Annotated in this window: 11 protein-coding genes; 7 read left to right on the forward strand and 4 right to left on the reverse strand. The window is 39.7% G+C overall.

Going from position 1 to position 17,109, the window contains the following annotated elements:
- Window positions 1-18 precede the first annotated feature (18 nt).
- The 7 genes from OCV81_RS05295 (at window position 19) to OCV81_RS05325 (ending at window position 12,320) form a co-directional block, all read left to right on the forward strand.
- Window positions 19-3,429 carry a SusC/RagA family TonB-linked outer membrane protein gene (locus tag OCV81_RS05295; RefSeq protein WP_148329085.1) on the forward strand — a complete coding sequence of 1,137 codons (3,411 nt, stop codon included), beginning with the start codon at window positions 19-21 and terminating at the stop codon, window positions 3,427-3,429.
- 12 nt (window positions 3,430-3,441) lie between these two features.
- Window positions 3,442-5,031: a RagB/SusD family nutrient uptake outer membrane protein gene (locus OCV81_RS05300; RefSeq protein ID WP_148329024.1), complete on the forward strand. Its 1,590-nt coding sequence runs from the start codon at window positions 3,442-3,444 to the stop codon at window positions 5,029-5,031.
- Between the two features lie 25 nt (window positions 5,032-5,056).
- Window positions 5,057-6,151: a glycoside hydrolase family 18 gene (locus OCV81_RS05305; protein WP_148329026.1), complete on the forward strand. Its 1,095-nt coding sequence runs from the start codon at window positions 5,057-5,059 to the stop codon at window positions 6,149-6,151.
- A 9-nt stretch (window positions 6,152-6,160) separates the two neighbouring features.
- Window positions 6,161-7,306, forward strand: a complete 1,146-nt coding sequence (locus tag OCV81_RS05310) for a DUF1735 and LamG domain-containing protein (protein ID WP_148329028.1) — start codon at window positions 6,161-6,163, stop codon at window positions 7,304-7,306.
- 30 nt (window positions 7,307-7,336) lie between these two features.
- Window positions 7,337-8,767, forward strand: a complete 1,431-nt coding sequence (locus OCV81_RS05315; protein WP_148329030.1) for a BT_3987 domain-containing protein — start codon at window positions 7,337-7,339, stop codon at window positions 8,765-8,767.
- Window positions 8,768-8,846: 79 nt separating this feature from the next.
- Window positions 8,847-10,214: a DUF4989 domain-containing protein gene (locus OCV81_RS05320; protein ID WP_148329032.1), complete on the forward strand. Its 1,368-nt coding sequence runs from the start codon at window positions 8,847-8,849 to the stop codon at window positions 10,212-10,214.
- A 99-nt stretch (window positions 10,215-10,313) separates the two neighbouring features.
- On the forward strand, window positions 10,314-12,320 hold the full coding sequence (locus tag OCV81_RS05325; RefSeq protein WP_148329035.1) for a glycoside hydrolase family 97 protein: 2,007 nt from the start codon (window positions 10,314-10,316) through the stop codon (window positions 12,318-12,320).
- On the opposite strand, the gene tatC is transcribed toward OCV81_RS05325, so the two are convergent.
- The 4 genes from tatC to OCV81_RS05345 all read right to left on the reverse strand — a co-directional run bounded on the left by tatC (window position 12,301) and on the right by OCV81_RS05345 (window position 16,979).
- Window positions 12,301-13,080 carry a twin-arginine translocase subunit TatC gene (gene tatC, locus OCV81_RS05330; protein WP_148329087.1) on the reverse strand — a complete coding sequence of 260 codons (780 nt, stop codon included), beginning with the start codon at window positions 13,078-13,080 and terminating at the stop codon, window positions 12,301-12,303. The genes OCV81_RS05325 and tatC overlap by 20 nt on opposite strands.
- A gap of 29 nt (window positions 13,081-13,109) precedes the next feature.
- Window positions 13,110-13,334 (reverse strand): Sec-independent protein translocase subunit TatA/TatB, encoded by a 225-nt coding sequence (locus OCV81_RS05335; RefSeq protein WP_022354096.1) that lies wholly within the window; start codon window positions 13,332-13,334, stop codon window positions 13,110-13,112.
- Window positions 13,335-13,708: 374 nt separating this feature from the next.
- Complete coding sequence (locus OCV81_RS05340) at window positions 13,709-14,380, reverse strand: DUF4627 domain-containing protein (RefSeq protein ID WP_022353355.1); 672 nt, start codon at window positions 14,378-14,380, stop codon at window positions 13,709-13,711.
- A 229-nt stretch (window positions 14,381-14,609) separates the two neighbouring features.
- Window positions 14,610-16,979 (reverse strand): sugar-binding domain-containing protein, encoded by a 2,370-nt coding sequence (locus OCV81_RS05345; RefSeq protein ID WP_148329037.1) that lies wholly within the window; start codon window positions 16,977-16,979, stop codon window positions 14,610-14,612.
- Window positions 16,980-17,109: the final 130 nt, after the last annotated feature.

Consider the following 17,109-nt stretch of genomic DNA (forward strand, 5'->3'; position numbering starts at 1 on the left):
AAAACAAGAAATACTATGATGTTTAACCTTAAAAAGAAAAGCATTTCGAACAAGAATTCGTTACTTGGTTCGAGAAAACTTCTCAGAGCGTTATTGATTGCTGCATTGGCAGTACCGCCGTTTCAGGTCTCGTTTGCTCAGTTTACCCTCTCTTTATCCAATTCCAATTTAGGGACGGTGATAAGGCAAATTAAAGCCCAGTCAAATTATCGTTTCTTTTATGATGATGAGCTTGCGGCTATTCCTGTGACTTCATTGAAAGTTTCTAATTCATCTTTGACCAATGTGCTTGATAAAGCGCTGAGTGGAAAGGGAATAACCTACAGGATTGACGATAATGTAGTCTATTTGTCCAGGACGTCAAAGGAAAAAACAACGGAGCCCCGTTCGACGCAACAGCAAAAAACTGTATCTGGTAAGATTACTGATTTAAAAGGAGAGCCTTTGATTGGAGTTACGGTTTTAGAAAAAGGTACTACCAATGGTACAATTACAGATTTTGATGGAAACTATAGTTTGAGTCTGTCTAATCCCAATGCCGTGCTTCAGTTTTCTTATGTAGGCTATAAGTCTATTGAACTTGTTGCCAATAAACCGATGCTGAATTTGTCTTTGAGTGAGGATACAGAAGTGCTTGAAGAAGTTGTTGTCACTGCGTTGGGAATTAAGCGTTCTGAAAAGGCTTTGTCTTATAACGTACAGCAAGTCAATGCGGATGATATTACCGGAAATAAAGATGTTAACTTTGTCAACTCTTTGAGTGGTAAGGTTGCAGGTGTGAATATTAATGCCTCCTCTTCTGGAGTTGGTGGCGTTTCAAAAGTAGTAATGCGTGGTACAAAATCCATTATGCAGTCTTCCAATGCACTTTATGTGATTGATGGAGTTCCTATTTTCTCAGGTCGAAGTAATAAAGGTGGTACAGAATTTGATTCTCAGGGTGCCACAGAGCCGATTGCTGATATTAATCCAGAAGATATTGAATCAATGTCTGTTTTGACAGGTGCGGCAGCGGCAGCTTTGTATGGTTCGGATGCCGCCAATGGAGCTATTGTCATTACCACAAAAAAAGGGAAAGAAGGTAAATTGAGTATTACAGTTAACAGTAACACGGAATTTACATCTCCATTTGTAATGCCTCGTTTTCAGACTAGATATGGAACAGGTTCAGATGGAATATATAGTTCGACTAGTGCACGTAGTTGGGGAGCACATTTGACAGAGGCGAATTATTATGGCTATAATCCGGCTGACGATTATTTCCAGATGGGAATCATTGGAACTGAAAGCGTCTCATTGTCTACTGGAACGGAAAAAAATCAGACATATGCATCTGCAGCAGCAGTAAATTCAAAAGGTATTATTCCAAATAATAAATATAATCGTTATAATTTCACAGTGCGTAACACTACTTCATTCTTGAATGATAAGATGAAGCTGGATGTCAGTGCTAGCTACATTTTGCAGAATGATCAAAACATGACTAACCAGGGAACCTATAATAATCCATTGGTGGGAGCTTATTTGTATCCAAGAGGAAACGATTGGGAAGATATAACGATGTATGAACGCTATGATTCGGCTCGTAAGATTTATACACAGTATTGGCCGGTTGGAGATGAAGCGATGGCTATGCAAAATCCATATTGGATTAATTATCGTAATTTGCGTAATAATAAGAAGGACCGCTATATGTTAAGTGCTGGATTAAGTTATCAGATACTTGATTGGTTAAGTGTGAGTGGCCGTGTACGTTTGGATAATTCAAATAATGATTATACAGAAAAATTTTATGCATCAACTAACACTCAGTTAACGGAACAATCTAGCAGAGGTTTATATGGTATAACTCGTACACAAGAAAAGCAACTGTATGCAGACTTTCTTGTGAATATTAATAAAACATTTGGAACGGACTGGAGTTTACAAGCTAATTTTGGTGGATCATTTTCTGATATGCGATCTGATGCCTTAAAAGTACGTGGTCCTATAGCAGATGGTAGTGAGGCTTTTGGTGATGAGCCGGTGGGTTATACGAATTTCTTTGCTGTACAGAATCTGAGTCCAAGTAAAAGTACTCGTTTACAAGAGGGATGGCGTGAGCAGACTCAATCGTTGTTTGCTTCTGCCGAGTTAGGTTATAAGAGTACATATTATTTGACATTAACTGGGCGTAATGATTGGCCTTCTCAATTGGCTGGTCCAAATTCAGAAAGTAGTTCATTCTTTTATCCTTCAGTGGGTGCATCTGTGGTTCTTTCAGAATTAATGCCAAACTTGAATCACGACTATCTTTCTTATATGAAAATTCGTGGTTCGTGGGCTTCTGTGGGTAATCCATTTGAACGTTATATTGCTAATCCTCATTATGAGTGGGTTAATAACTCATGGAGTATAACTACTCAGTATCCGTTGTATAATTTGAAACCTGAACGTACTCAGTCGTTTGAGGTTGGTTTGACATTACGTTTCTTGAAACATTTTGATTTAGATGTTACCTATTATAATGCGAAAACCATGAATCAAACCTTTAATCCACAGTTGCCGGTTAGTGGGTGGTCTGCAATGTATATTCAAACAGGTGCTGTAAGGAATCAAGGAATTGAGCTTTCTTTGGGATATAAGAATACGTGGAGAGATTTTACATGGGATACAGGCATTACTTATTCAATGAATAAGAACAAAATTATAGAACTTGCTGACAATGCGATAAATCCTGTTACGGGTGAGATCTTTTCTTTGTCAACCTTGAATATGGGAGGTTTAGGAGAAACAAGATTCTTATTGAAAGAAGGAGGAACAATGGGCGATATTTACTCATTGATTGATTTAAAGAGAGATAGTAATGGAGCGATTTATACTGATAGAGAGGGAAAATTAGCGACAGAAACTATTCAGGATCCCAATCAGTATATAAAATTAGGAAGTGTTCTTCCTGATGGTAATTTGGCTTGGCGTAATAATTTTTCTTGGAAAGGCTTTAATTTAGGATTTTTGGTAACAGCTCGTTTGGGTGGAGTTGTTTATTCAAGAACACAGGCCATGCTTGATTATTATGGTGTGTCTGAGGCTTCTGCAAAGGCTCGTGATTTAGGTTATGTAGTTGTGAATGGAAATGATCGTGTGAGTCCAGAAACATGGTATAGTACTATTGGGGCTGGAACAGCTATTCCTCAGTATTATACTTACTCTGCTACAAATGTACGTTTGCAAGAAGCTTCTTTGAGCTATACTTTTCCTCGTAAAATGTTGAGAGATATCTGTGATATCAAGGTCTCTATTATCGGACGTAATCTATGGATGATTTATAATAAGGCTCCATTTGATCCTGAGACTGTGGCTTCTACAGATAATTTCTATCAAGGAATTGATTATTTCATGATGCCTGCATTACGTAATATTGGATTTAGCTTGAGCTTTAAATTTTAAATATGAAGAATTATGAAAAAAACAATATTAAATAAATTTTTATTAGGCTCTCTAATTCTTGTTTCTATCTCCTGTACAGACAAGTATTTAGATATAAATTCAGATCCCTATCAGCCTGGAAGTCTTGAAAATGATGATTATGCATTGGGATCAGCAATGACTCAGTTGGCTAGCTGTGTGGTATCATCCGATGTCAATACGGCACAGTTTACAGATTGTTTATTAGGAGGCCCTATGGGGGGATATTTTGCAGATTCGAATAAGGGATTTTCAGAGACAATTTCTAATTTCAATGCTAAGAATGACTGGACACGTGTATTTTTAATCAGCGATAAGATAATTCCTGTATTGTATGGAAATTTAAACTCGGTTCAAATAGTGTCTAATAATACTGGAAATCCGGTGCCATACGCTATAGCTCAAATTATTAAGGTCGCAGCTATGAGTCGTGTAACAGATACTTATGGTCCGATTCCTTACTCAAAGATTGGCTCTGATGGTAAAATCACTATTCCTTATGACTCTCAGGAAGAGGTCTATAATAAATTTTTTGAGGAATTGGATAATGCTATAAATGTGTTGTTAGAGAACAAAGGTGCATTGCTGGTTTCAACTGCTGATTATGTGTATGGTGGGGATGTGGAGAAATGGTTAAAATTTGCTAACTCGTTGCGTCTACGTCTTGCTATGCGTATAGCATACGCTAATCCTACTAAGGCAAAAGAAATAGCAGAGGCATGTATAACGAGTGAAGCAGGATTAATTACAGCAAATGTAGACAATGCAGCTTGGAATTATTTTGGCTCTATTACTAACTCGTTATTTACGGCGCTTCGATATAATGCAGAAACTAGTGGTGGAGATACGCATGCGGCAGCTGATATAATTTGTTACATGAATGGATACAATGACAATCGTCGTGCTAGTTATTTTGAATTAGCTAGTAATGGAGAATATGTAGGTTTAAGACGTGGAATCGATATTACCAAGGATGCCATTGCAAATCATTTTGTGGATTATTCTACAGTGAAGATTTCTGCTTCGGATCCTATTTTATGGATGAATGCGGCTGAAGTTTCTTTCTTGCGTGCTGAAGGTATTGCGATTTTTGGCTTTAATATGGGAGGAAGTGCAGAAGAGTTTTATAATCAAGGTATTCGTTTGTCCTTTGAACAATGGAAAGCTGATGGGGTTGATGAATATCTTTCTAATAGCACTCGCATCCCAGCCACTTATGTTGATCCGTTTGCTGGACAAAATTATAATACGAAATTGTCTACTATTACTGTAAAATGGGATGAAAAAGCAACAAAGGAAGAAAAGCAGGAACGTATTATTATTCAAAAATGGATTGCTAATTGGATGCTGGGTAATGAAGCTTGGGCTGATTATCGCCGAACTGGATATCCTCATTTGATTCCGGCAACCGATGAGGGTAATAAGAGCGGGGGTATAGTAGATTCTCAGAGGGGTGCACGTCGTATGCCATATCCCAATGAGGAGTACACAAGTAATTTAGAAAATGTAAATTATGCGGTTGCTAATTATTTGAAAGGGCCCGATAATATGTCTACAGATGTTTGGTGGGCATGTAAAAAATAATGTTAACAATTAAATACAATGTTATATGAAAACGAAATTAATTAATAGGCTGTTTGGAGCTGTATTATATACCTCAGTTCTTTCTTTGCCAGCGTGTACTGATTGGACTGAGCCGGAAAGTCTGACTTTGCATAGTTCTTCATTGGAAGAGCAAAATTCACAACTTTACCAAGATTACTTACTGGATTTGAAAAATTATAAGGCTAGTGAACATAAAGTGATGATTGTATCGTTTGATAATCCAGGGAACAATCCAAGTAAGCAAGCTGAACATCTGACAACTTTGCCTGATAGCATTGATTTTATTAATTTGAATAATCCGGATAATTTGAATGAAGAAATTATGCTTGAGATGGAGCAAATCAAGAATGATAAAGGTACTAAAACCTTGTATACGATTAGTCATGATGCATTTGAGACAGCATGGACTGCTAAATTAAAAGAGGAAGGTGGAGAATCTTTAACAGAAGAAGATGCGTTAAAATACTTGGGTGATTGTACAGATAAGGCTCTGGAACTTTGTGAAAAATACCATTATGATGGTATTATAGTTGAATATACCGGACGTTCTTTAGTGAGTATGACAGAAAGTGTTTTGGCTGAATACAATGCACGTCAGCAGAACTTTTTTAATCGCATTATAGAATGGAAGCAAAAGAATGAAGGGAAATCTTTATTGTTGTATGGAAATGTGCAATATTTAGTTCCTGAAAACATGAATATGCTTTCTAACTTCAATTATATTATATTGAAGAGTTTAGGTTCAACAAATGCCGATGATTTGAGTGTGAAAGCTTATCTTGCAGTGCAGGCTGGAATGGATGCTGTGGCAGGACAAGAAGGGGCAATTAATCCGGTTCCGGCAGATCGTTTTGTTGCTTGTGTGGAAACTCCACGTCCAGAAGATAAAGAACAGACTTATGGTTATTGGAGTACTATTGATGCCAATGGGGGAAAAACGTTGGCCACTTATGGTGCTGCACAATGGGTGGCTGCTAACTCTACAGATTTTGTTCGAAAAGGAGTGTATATCCAGAATGCCCATAACGATTATTATGATAATGCTTTTGTTTATCAGCATATTCGAGAAGCTATTCAGATTATGAATCCTAATAAATAATAATGAATTATGAAATTGTTAAGATATAGTTTTTTATTGTCACTGGTAGCCATGTTTTGGGGATGCCAGTCAAATAACATTGATGAGGAACATCACTATACAAATCATTTGTATATTACGTCTGATGCTATATGTAGTGACTTGTTAATTAAAGATGATGTTGTTGAATCTACTAGAAAGATTGATTACCGGATAGCTTCTCCTATATCCAATGACGTTCAGATGTCGTTCGAAGCCGTACCATCTATGACTGCAGCTTATAATTTGAGTTACAATGACAATGCAATAGCTTTGGATGAGAAATATTATGAGATACCTCAAAAGACAGCAACCATTAAGGCTGGTGATGTGACAGGAGAAAGCGTGGTAATTAATTTTAAAAATACGAATGAGTTGGATTCGGAACATCGTTATGTATTACCTGTGACGATTAGTACGGCTAGTAATATCGATATATTGCAAAGTAAACGTACGGTATTTTATGTATTTAAGGGAGCAGCGTTGATAAATGTAGTGGCTAATATTCGTAAGATTTATTTTCCGATAAACTGGTCAATTGATGTTAGTTCATTGTCTACGATTACAGTGGAAGCATTGGTGCGTGCCAGTGACTGGGAAGATGGTCGTGATAATGCATTGAGTTCCGTTTTTGGTATTGAAGGAACATTCTTAGTCAGAATTGGTGATGCAGACCGTCCGAGAAATCAATTACAGTTAGTTGCTCCTGGAGGCAATTTCCCAAATCCTAATGTAGCTCCAGGGCTTCCAACCAATGAATGGGTTCATATTGCTATTGTTTATGATGCAACAACAAGAGAACGCTTATATTATCAGAATGGAGTCTTGGTTGCGTCAGATAATGCAGCTTCTTCTTCTGTAAATCTTTCTAGAGGTTGTTATGTGGGTTATTCTTATGATAGTACTCGTTGGTTACCAGGAGAGATTTCGGAACTTAGAATTTGGAGTAAGCAAAGAAGTGCGGATGAAATTGCTAATAGCGCATATTATGTGGATCCGAAGTCTGAAGGATTAATTGCTTATTGGAGATTTAATGAAGGGACAGGTAGTGTAATTCATGATTATACTGGACATGGAAATGATATTACAGGAAGTGGAGAGCCTGCTTGGGTAAATGTGGAATTGCCGGAAAAATAACAATCTGATAACTAATGAAAATCTACCATTATGAAAACTAAATATTTGAATTCATTTTTAGGAGTTACAGCATTTTGTATGGGCGTAATGTTTTTGACGTCCTCTTGTGCCGAAGATTTGGAGGTAGGCAAGGCGATAGATGAATCGGCTTATGCTGGAATTTATGAGAATCATGCTTATTTGCGTGATGTGAAACAAAATCTATCTTCTCCTGTGATAGAACTTTATGAAGAGAGTTATGACACTTCTGTAAAAATGGGATTGAGTAAAGCCGCTACAAGTACAACTTCTGCAAAGGTTGTGATTGATGCTGATTATTTAAAGACTTATAACGAAGATCATCAAACGGATTTTGAATTATATCCGCAGGAATTGGTCTCTTTTGCTGACGGAGGAATATTGAAATTTGTTTCAGGAGCAAAGACTGCAGAGGTTGGCATGACAATTTCTGGTGGAACTGAAGTTTTGGAGGGTAAGACTTATGCGATTCCTGTAGCTATATCCGAACCGAGTGAAGATATATCTGCTACGGATTCTCAATCTACACATTGTATGTATTTGGTAAAAGATATGCGAAATGCCTCGGATGCATATAAAGGTGAAGATGCGGTAAAAGGATATTTGTTTTTTGAGGTAAATGGAGTGAATCCATTGAATGCTTTTTCGTTTGAACTGGAAAATGGGAAATTGCTTTGGGATGTTGTCGTTCTTTTTGCTGCAAATATCAACTATGATAGTGATGCTGGGCGTCCTTTTGTGAAATGTAATCCTAATGTGCAATATCTGTTGGATAATAATGAAACTTTTTTGCAGCCTTTACGTAAAAGAGGTGTAAAAGTTTTGTTGGGTTTACTTGGAAATCATGATATGGCTGGATTGGCACAGTTATCTGAGCAAGGAGCTAAAGATTTTGCTCGTGAAGTGGCACAATATTGTAAAGCGTATAACTTGGATGGCATTAATTATGATGATGAATATTCAACATATCCAGATTTGAATAACCCAGCTTTTGAGAGTCCTGGAACAAGTGCTGCTGCTCGACTTTGTTATGAAACAAAATTAGCTATGCCCGATAAATTAGTAACTGTGTTTGCTTATGGAAATATGTATGGTGTTTCAGAAGTAAATGGAGTTGATGTAGATGAATGGCTTGATATCATTGTTCCTAACTATGGAGGTTCAGCTTATCCGATAGGTAATATGACAAATAAGAAGTGTGCAGGTATGGCTTTGGAATTTAATTTAGGTATAGGAGGGTCGTTGACATCGAGTTCCGCTCAAAGGTTAATAAGCGAAGGTTACGGCTGGTTTATGGGATTTGCTCCGAGTCCAGAGAATTATGGTATGATATTTTCACGTTTGAGTGGGGCTTCTACTCTTTATGGCTCATCATTGAAGGATCCTACCATATTTTATAAGAAGGATGATCCAACTCCTTATTCATGGCCAACCGATATGTGATAATAATTTAATAACATATAATGGTATGTGGTGACTAGAGTAATTGCATACCATTATATTCCTCAATATAAATTACGCTATGAAACATTTTACATTTAGAATAACTTTAGTTTGCTCTTTTATATGCTTGGCGGGTTTAAATTTTTCTTGCCAAGAAGATGAGACACTTAACTTAGTGAAATATCCAGAGAATCCGATACAAATTAATTGTGAAGGTAATTCTGACGTTAAAGTCACTGGAACTTATGATGAGAATGGAAAACTGATTTTTAGTACACCTTTGCAAAAAACATGGAAGATTTCTTTAGCTACTCCTTCTCCCGAAGAGGTTTCTATGAAAGTTGCTCCTGTGCTGGTAAATATTCCACAAGATAAAATAGCGTTGAGTACAGATCTGTTGACTATTCCTGCTGGATTTGCTTCTGGAGATGTGACGATTGGACTTAAAGATGATGATATTTCATTTATTGAAGATAATCTTTCTGCTCAAACTTATGAACTTGGTCTTGAAATTACAGATGCAGAAGGGCTGAATTTGAATACTGAATCAGCTAAGGGGCGATTGATCATTGAGAAAGAACAATATCAGTCTCATATTGTGATGGCTGGTAATGAAGGTAATTCAATTCAAATGAAAAGAATTTATTTGAATAATGATATTATGGGAGATCCTATCTCTTATTCTTTTAAATTGCAATTGGATAAGCCTGCTAAAGAAGATTTGGTTATAAATTTTACAACGGAAGGTATTTCTGATGAGTTTAAAAGTTCTGCTGTCTTTACGCCATCTTCTGTAACAATTCCTGTTGGCAGTAAGGAATCAGAAGAAATAAATTGGACAATAACAAATGATTTTATGAAAACAACAGCGGAAGATGAGAATTTTGATATTGTCTTAAAAGGAGAATTGGGTACTACGAATTTAGCTACCTTAGAGGGTGATAATGCGACTATTAATATACATGTGGTTAAAACATCATCTATCTTGGAACTTGTAAATAGTATTCTTCAGGGGAAACTCGATAGAAGTAATTGGAGTGTTGAATTAGGAGACGGTTGGTCAGGAGATGGTTTAAACTTAATAGATAACGATTCATATTATAGTAGTGTTAGTTTCCCAGAAGTGGAAAATAATGTGGGAGAAATAGTGCTGGATATGAAGAATGTTTATAATCTAGTTGGAATAAAGACTAGTTTCTTATATAAATATGATTGGTATACAGGACGGACCTTCTTCTATTCTCCTGTAAAAACAGAAATTCAAGTATCTGTTGATAAAGTGCAATGGACTTCTTTGGGAACTTTAGAGGCAGATGGAAACTATAGCCACTATATTAGGTTTATGGTTCCTACACAAGCTAGATATGTGAAATATAAAGGAACAGTTAATTCTGAATTAGGCCTAATTCAGTTGACAGACATGTGTCTTTACAGTGAAGAGGAATAAAATATAAATTACATTGAAAAGCGGTAAAATGATTACGTGGAATTTCTTGTTCTGTGGCAATCATTTTAGCCGCTTTTTGTATTCCGTAAGCGCTTATTTATGAGAATTTTAAAAATAATTTTTGTCTTTTTGATATGTGTAATATGGGGATGTAATGGTTATTGTGCAGTTGTTTCTTCTCCAGATGGACATATTAGGCTTACTTTTACACTTGATGGATATAGTCAGTTATCATATTCAATTAGTGTGGATGATTCACTGTTTATTGCTCCTTCGGCTTTGGGCTTGGTAGAAAAGAACGGTTTGCCTTTATCTCGCAGTTTAGCCGTTGCACATGTGGATTTTAGCTCAGAGGATGAAGTGTGGAAGCAACCTTGGGGAGAAAATAAGAACATCAGGAACAAGTATAACGAGATGGCTGTGCATCTGTCTGATGGTGCTCGAGTGGATTTGACTTTGCGTTTCAGAGTGTTTGATGACGGGATAGGATTCAGGTATGAATATGATATACATAATGTGGACAGTGTGTTTGTGATGGATGAACTGACAGAGTTCAATATAGTCCAAAATGGACTTTCTTGGTCTATTCCAGCTAGTTTTGAAACGTATGAATTATTGTATCGTACATTACCGATTAGTGAAATAGAAACAGCTAATACTCCTATGACGTTCAAATCAGGTAAGGTATATGCCAGTATTCATGAAGCGGCTTTGACAGATTTTCCTGAGATGACTTTGAAATCGATGGGAGGTTGTAAGTTTAAGGCGGAATTGGCTCCTTGGCCAGATGGTGTGAAAGCTCGCATGGCAGGAGGTCGGTTTCATACGCCATGGCGTACTATACAGATTGCTCCGGAAGCAATAGGACTGATTAATTCTTCGTTGATTTTGAATTTGAATGAACCTTGCAAGCTAGCAACGACCGATTGGATTCGTCCAATGAAATACATTGGAATTTGGTGGGGTATGCATTTGGGAGTAGAAAGCTGGCAGAATGATGAACGACATGGGGCCACAACGGCCAATGCCAAACGTTATATTGATTTTGCAGCAAAGAACCATATTGATGCCGTAGTTTTTGAAGGTTGGAATCAAGGATGGGAAAACTGGGGCGGTTCGCAGTACTTTGATTATACCCAGCCATATGATGACTTTGATATATTGGATATTGCACGTTATGCCAAAGAAAAGGGAGTGGAAATTATCGGTCACCACGAAACAGGAGGAAATATATTAAATTATGAGCGTCAGTTGGATGAGGCTTATAAATGGTATGCTGACCTAGGTATTCATGTAGTAAAAACAGGGTATGCCGGAGGACTTCCCATGGGATATAATCATCATGGACAGTTTAGTGTAAGGCATTATCGTAAAGTAGTGGAAACGGCTGCCAAGTATCATACAGTTCTTGACGTACATGAACCTATAAAGGATACGGGCATACGTCGCACTTTCCCTAATATGATGACTCGTGAGGGAGCTAGAGGGATGGAGTGGAATGCTTGGAGTGAGGGAAATCCGCCTTCCCATCATGTGTTGTTACCTTTTACTCGTTTATTGGCTGGTCCGATGGATTATACTCCTGGAATCTTTGACATTACTTACGAACGAGCTAAGGCTTCACCGTTTCGGAAGCAATGGAACATGAAGGATAGTAAAGATTGTCGGGTGAATACCACGCTGGCTAAGCAAATTGCTGGATGGGTTATCTTGTATTCTCCTTTGCAGATGGCTTCAGATATGATTGAAAATTATGAAGGACATCCGGCATTCCAGTTTTTCCGTGATTTTGATCCAGATTGTGACTGGTCGAAAGCACTGGCTGGTGAGCCTGGTGAATATGTAGTTATTGCTCGGAAAGCAGGTGAACGTTTTTTCTTGGGGGCTGCCACCAACGAGGAAGGCAGAACGATAGAGGTACCGTTGACTTTTTTGGAAAATGGGCGGAAATATCAGGCACGGATTTATGCAGATGGAGAAGATACAGATTGGGAGACTAATCCGGTTGCTTATCGTTTGGAAGAACGGATAGTCACCTCACAAGATACCCTAAAAATCAGCATGGCGAATGGAGGCGGTCAGGCAGTCAGTTTCTTACCCTTCTGACCGTACGACGTACGACGAAGATGCTGACTTCGTATAAAATAACAATAGGGAATGTGACAATCAGCATGGTAAACACGTCTGAGGTAGGAGTGATGATGGCAGCTATAATCATTGCGACCACCCAGGCGTGTTTTCTGTATCGTGCCATGAAGTCGGCAGAAAGAATGCCGAATCGGGCCAGTAGCCATGTCAGAATGGGTATCTCGAATGTGATGCCCATCATCAGGCTCAGCATGTTCAGCGTGTCGATGTAAGAACTGAGCAGGATGGTGTTTTCCACTTCCTGACTCACCTGGTAGCTGGACAGGAAACGGAACGTGAAGGGGAAAATCAGAAAATAGCTGAACAGCACTCCTGTCAGAAACAGCAGGTAACCCCAGAATACCAGCCGACGGGAATATTTCTTTTCATTCTGATATAATGCCGGCGAGATAAAATGAAACAGTTGGTAAAGAATATAAGGAGATGCCAGTAAGATGCCGGCATAGAATGACACACTCATGTGTGTTAGAAATTGTCCGGAGAGCTGGGTGTTGATGAGCTTTACCGGTAAGTTCTCTACTTCCAGTCCGGGGATATGAAGTACCTGCCCGATCCATGCGAAGAAGCGATACGTGCAGAAATTACTTTCTTTGGGAGCAAGAATCACGTCAAAAAGTTCGTCTTTGAAACAGAAGGCCAGTAGCATGAGTAGGACAACGGCGCATGCAATATGGATAATCGTCTTGCGCAGTACATCCAGATGGTCCCAAAAGGTCATCTCTGTGGGTTGGGTTGGTTTCACAGCTGTTATTTCTCCTTTTTCTCGTTGGATGCGACTTCTTCTTTCTTTTCGTTGGTGTCTTTCGGGTCCTCATCCATTCCGTTCATGCCATCCTTAAAGTTTTTCACTCCTTTTCCAAGGCCTTTCATCAGTTCGGGAATTTTCTTCCCGCCGAATAACAGCAGGATGATCAGTGCGATGAACAATAATTCCTGGGTCCCGATTCCCAGAAGCAATAATGTCGTATTCATGTATTTTCGTGTATAAATGAATGGTTTGCTTTCAGTTGATTCTCTTACAAAAATATGGATTGTTTTTTATATGCGCAAATGTAATGGTACAGCTATTTCTGTTTTTCCACAAAAATGATAGGATTGGGCACATTTTTATAACTCCCCTTGTGATTAGTTTCTTTTCTTATGTTATTTTCTGTATTTCATAGTATGGGATTTGTATTTCACAGTGTGAAATATATATCCCACACTGTGGTTTTTGTATCCCACAGTGTGGAACAGAGAAATCTCCTTGATGTTTGAAAGAAAATGCAGGGAGGAATAAAAAAATCCTCCGGGAACATCAAAAAGACATTTCCCGGAGGATTTCTGCTGTTCTTATGGGGTAATACTTATTTCTTTGTCAGTGATACATTGTCAATCAATGCTTTGGAGTCTTTTGTCTGAAGCTGGATGACAATTACGAAATCGCCCAGTGTGCTGTCGGATACGGGAGCTTCAGTCACTGTACCGCCTTTGTCTTCTACACCCTTGATGCTGGCAAATGCATTGACGGTTTTTGAGAAGTCGAAAGTGGCTGATACTTTTGACCATCTGCCTGCCTTTTTGATGATGCGGCTGAAAGCTGCTGCCGACTGGTTCTTGGTAGATTCGTCATTGATGTCGAAACCTTCACGCATGATGAACAGGTTTTCAGTCTTGGCATCACGGATGAAGAAACGTACCTGTGCATTGTCTGTCAGTGCTTTCATGTCGAAAGAAAGTGTATAGACTGCTTTCTCTGCACCTTTGATGCGCTGTCCCAGATAAGCTTTGTACCAAGAGTTGTCGGTTGTATTTTCAATCTGTACAGCGTTTCCGTGCTTTTCGTCATCGGTAACCGGACTGATAGTTGTGGCACCGTTAGTCTTGTCAAATGCAAACCAGTCTTCTGTAGAAGGAATGGATGCATAAGTCTTTTCATTATTCAACGGAGTGTCGAAGTTTCCATTCTTTACCAAATTTTGTGCGTGAACTCCCATTGCCAGGAAGGCCATTGCTGCTACTACAAAAACTTTTTTCATATTGTTTACACGATTATTTGATTTATTGGTACAAATATAGTAAAACCTTCAAATATACAACGCGATTTTTTTGATAGTTTATAGTTTTAAAATACCCTCTAAGGTAAAAAGTTAAGAAATTTTCTTCGTATTTCTTATAATAATCAATAATGTCAGTTTAAAAAGCTGCTTCCAGTGGCTTTATGCAAGAATGTAAATCACTGGAAGCGGTGGGAATATAAATGGATTATTATTTAAACTTGAGACGGAGAGTCTGCACGACTTCTGCACCTTTGTTCATCCCCTTGGCTTTGATTCGGACAACGGCCTGGCCTTTTTTGCCGTTGGAACGTATGACGGCCAGTGCACGGCCTTTCCATAAATGATGTGTCTGGTCGAAAGTGGGGTCTACGTCTTTGATGTCTGCGTTGCCTAAGGCTTGCAAAGTGCCTGCTCCTTGTACGGAAACAGACAGAAGGTTATCGGCTATTGGGACTATATGACCGGCTTCATCGATTGCTTCTATTACCAGGAAGGAGAGGTCTTGTCCGTCGGCATGCAGTACCTCTCTGTCTGCTGTCAGACGAAGAGAGACTGGAGCACCGGCGGTAGACAAAGTGGTGGTTTCCATTACTTTTCCGTCGCGTAGACCTTCTGCTTTCAGCACTCCCGCTTTGTAAGGCAGTGAGAAGATGGCTTTCATTTCGTTGACGGACTTTTCTGCTATCAGTTGGTTGTCCAGATAAAGGCGGACTGTGGGGTAATGGGAATAGACTTCCACTTCAATGGGTTTGTTCTCATGGCCGGGCCAGTTCCAACATTCAAATGTGGGCCAGGTAGACCAGGAGGTAGTCCGTATCTTGCCTTTGTATCCGTCGGGTTCTTTGACGGCAATGTATAGATGTTCCTTCCCGTTTTCATTCCAGAGCATGGAACGGTAATGGCTGATGGGTTTGCGTTGGCCGGTCAGATCAATGTCTCCGCAATAGGAGGCATGCCATGGATAGAGCGGGCGATGATAGTGTTCGCCAGGCAGGTCACCATCGTAGTACCAGCGTCCGATGCCGGATTCACCGATATAATCCATGGCTGTCCACACAAAATCGCCGATGACGTATGGATGGTCTTTTACGGTTCGGAAATTTCTCCATGCATCGTTCGGAAATGATTCTGTCTGTACCATTACTCGGGAAGGAGCACGCAGGTGGTCACTTTCTGCCTTGTGTATCATATAGTTGTAACCCACAATGTCGTGGGCTTCAGCCAACGGGTCGTAGATTTCCCAGTCACTGTCCCAGGCCGCGAGTGCGGACGTGACCGGACGGGTAGGGTCCAGTTTCCGGCAAAGCGCAGCCAGTTTGCGGGCGGTAGTCACAATCTCTATCTTTTTGCGTTCAATGACCTCATTACCGATACTCCAACAGAAGATACTGGGATGGTTGCGGTCCCGGAGAATCATTGCTTTTAAATCGCGTTCCCACCATTCGTCGAACAAGGTGTGATAATCATAGGTATTCTTTGCCTCACGCCATCCGTCGAATGCTTCATCGATGACCAGCAATCCCACTTGGTCACAAGCATGGAGGAAAGCCTCCGAAGGTACATTGTGGGAAGTACGTACGGCATTGAATCCTGCCTGTTTCATCAGTTCTGCCTTCCGGAATTCTGCGCGGTCGTATGCGGCTGTTCCCAGTATGCCGTTGTCGTGATGCAGGCATCCGCCGTTCAGCAAGATGGATTTTCCATTCAGAAGAAGGCCTTTTTCGGCTGAATAGGTTATTGTGCGGAAGCCGAAAGTTTCGTCTGCACGGTCCAGGGTGTTCCCTTGCTCGGCTACTGTGACTTGTGCGGTATACAGGTTCGGGGATTCGGGACTCCAGGCTTTGGCTTCCGGAACCTGGAAGCGTTGTTCGGCCGTGATGTGTGCTTGGGGTTGCAGGTCATAAGTGCTCTTCTTGACTTGTCCGGCTATTTCCATGGAAACCTCGACTGTTTTGCGCTCTGCACTTTCATTCACAATTTCCGTCTTTACTATGGCTGTCTGCAAGTCGGGTGTCTGAATCTGGATGCCCCAGTCGGCTACATGGACTGGATTTTTTTCTATCCACCAGACGTTCCTGTAAATGCCCGATCCGGTGTACCATCGGCAGTTTTTCTGTTTTGAATTGTCGACACGTACCGCAAGGATATTCTTTCCGGTTTTCACATAAGGGGTGATATCGACAAAGAAAGAAGAATAGCCATAAGGATGTCCGCCTGCACGCTGTCCGTTGACGTATACATCTGAATTCATGTACACCCCTTCAAAATAGAGTTGCAGTTTCTTTCCATTGGCTTCTTTAGGTACATTGAACGTTTTTCGGTACCAGCCGGTTCCGGTAGGCAGATAGCCGCCGTCGTTTCCTGCCGGAGCCTCTTTGTCGAATTTTTGTTCGATGCTCCAGTCGTGTGGCAGTACCAGTTTCTTCCATGAAGCATCATCGAAGGTTTCATTTTTGGCGATTAGGGTATCACCTAACCAAAATCTCCATCCCTCATTGAATAATTGTTTCCCGGATGATGCTGAAACCGACAGTACGATTATCCACATCATTCCTAAAATAAGCAGTCGTTTTCTCATAATATTTAGTATTGTTCTTCATACGTAATCGCAAAGATAAATAAACTGTTTGGAAATCTGGTGATATTTAATCAGTTTGAAAGGTAGATGGTGTGCAAAGTAAAAGAATATGATATAAGCTGGTCTGTCA

Origin of the sequence: Phocaeicola fibrisolvens, from assembly GCF_025567125.1 — a bacterium.
Lineage (GTDB): Bacteria > Bacteroidota > Bacteroidia > Bacteroidales > Bacteroidaceae > Phocaeicola > Phocaeicola fibrisolvens.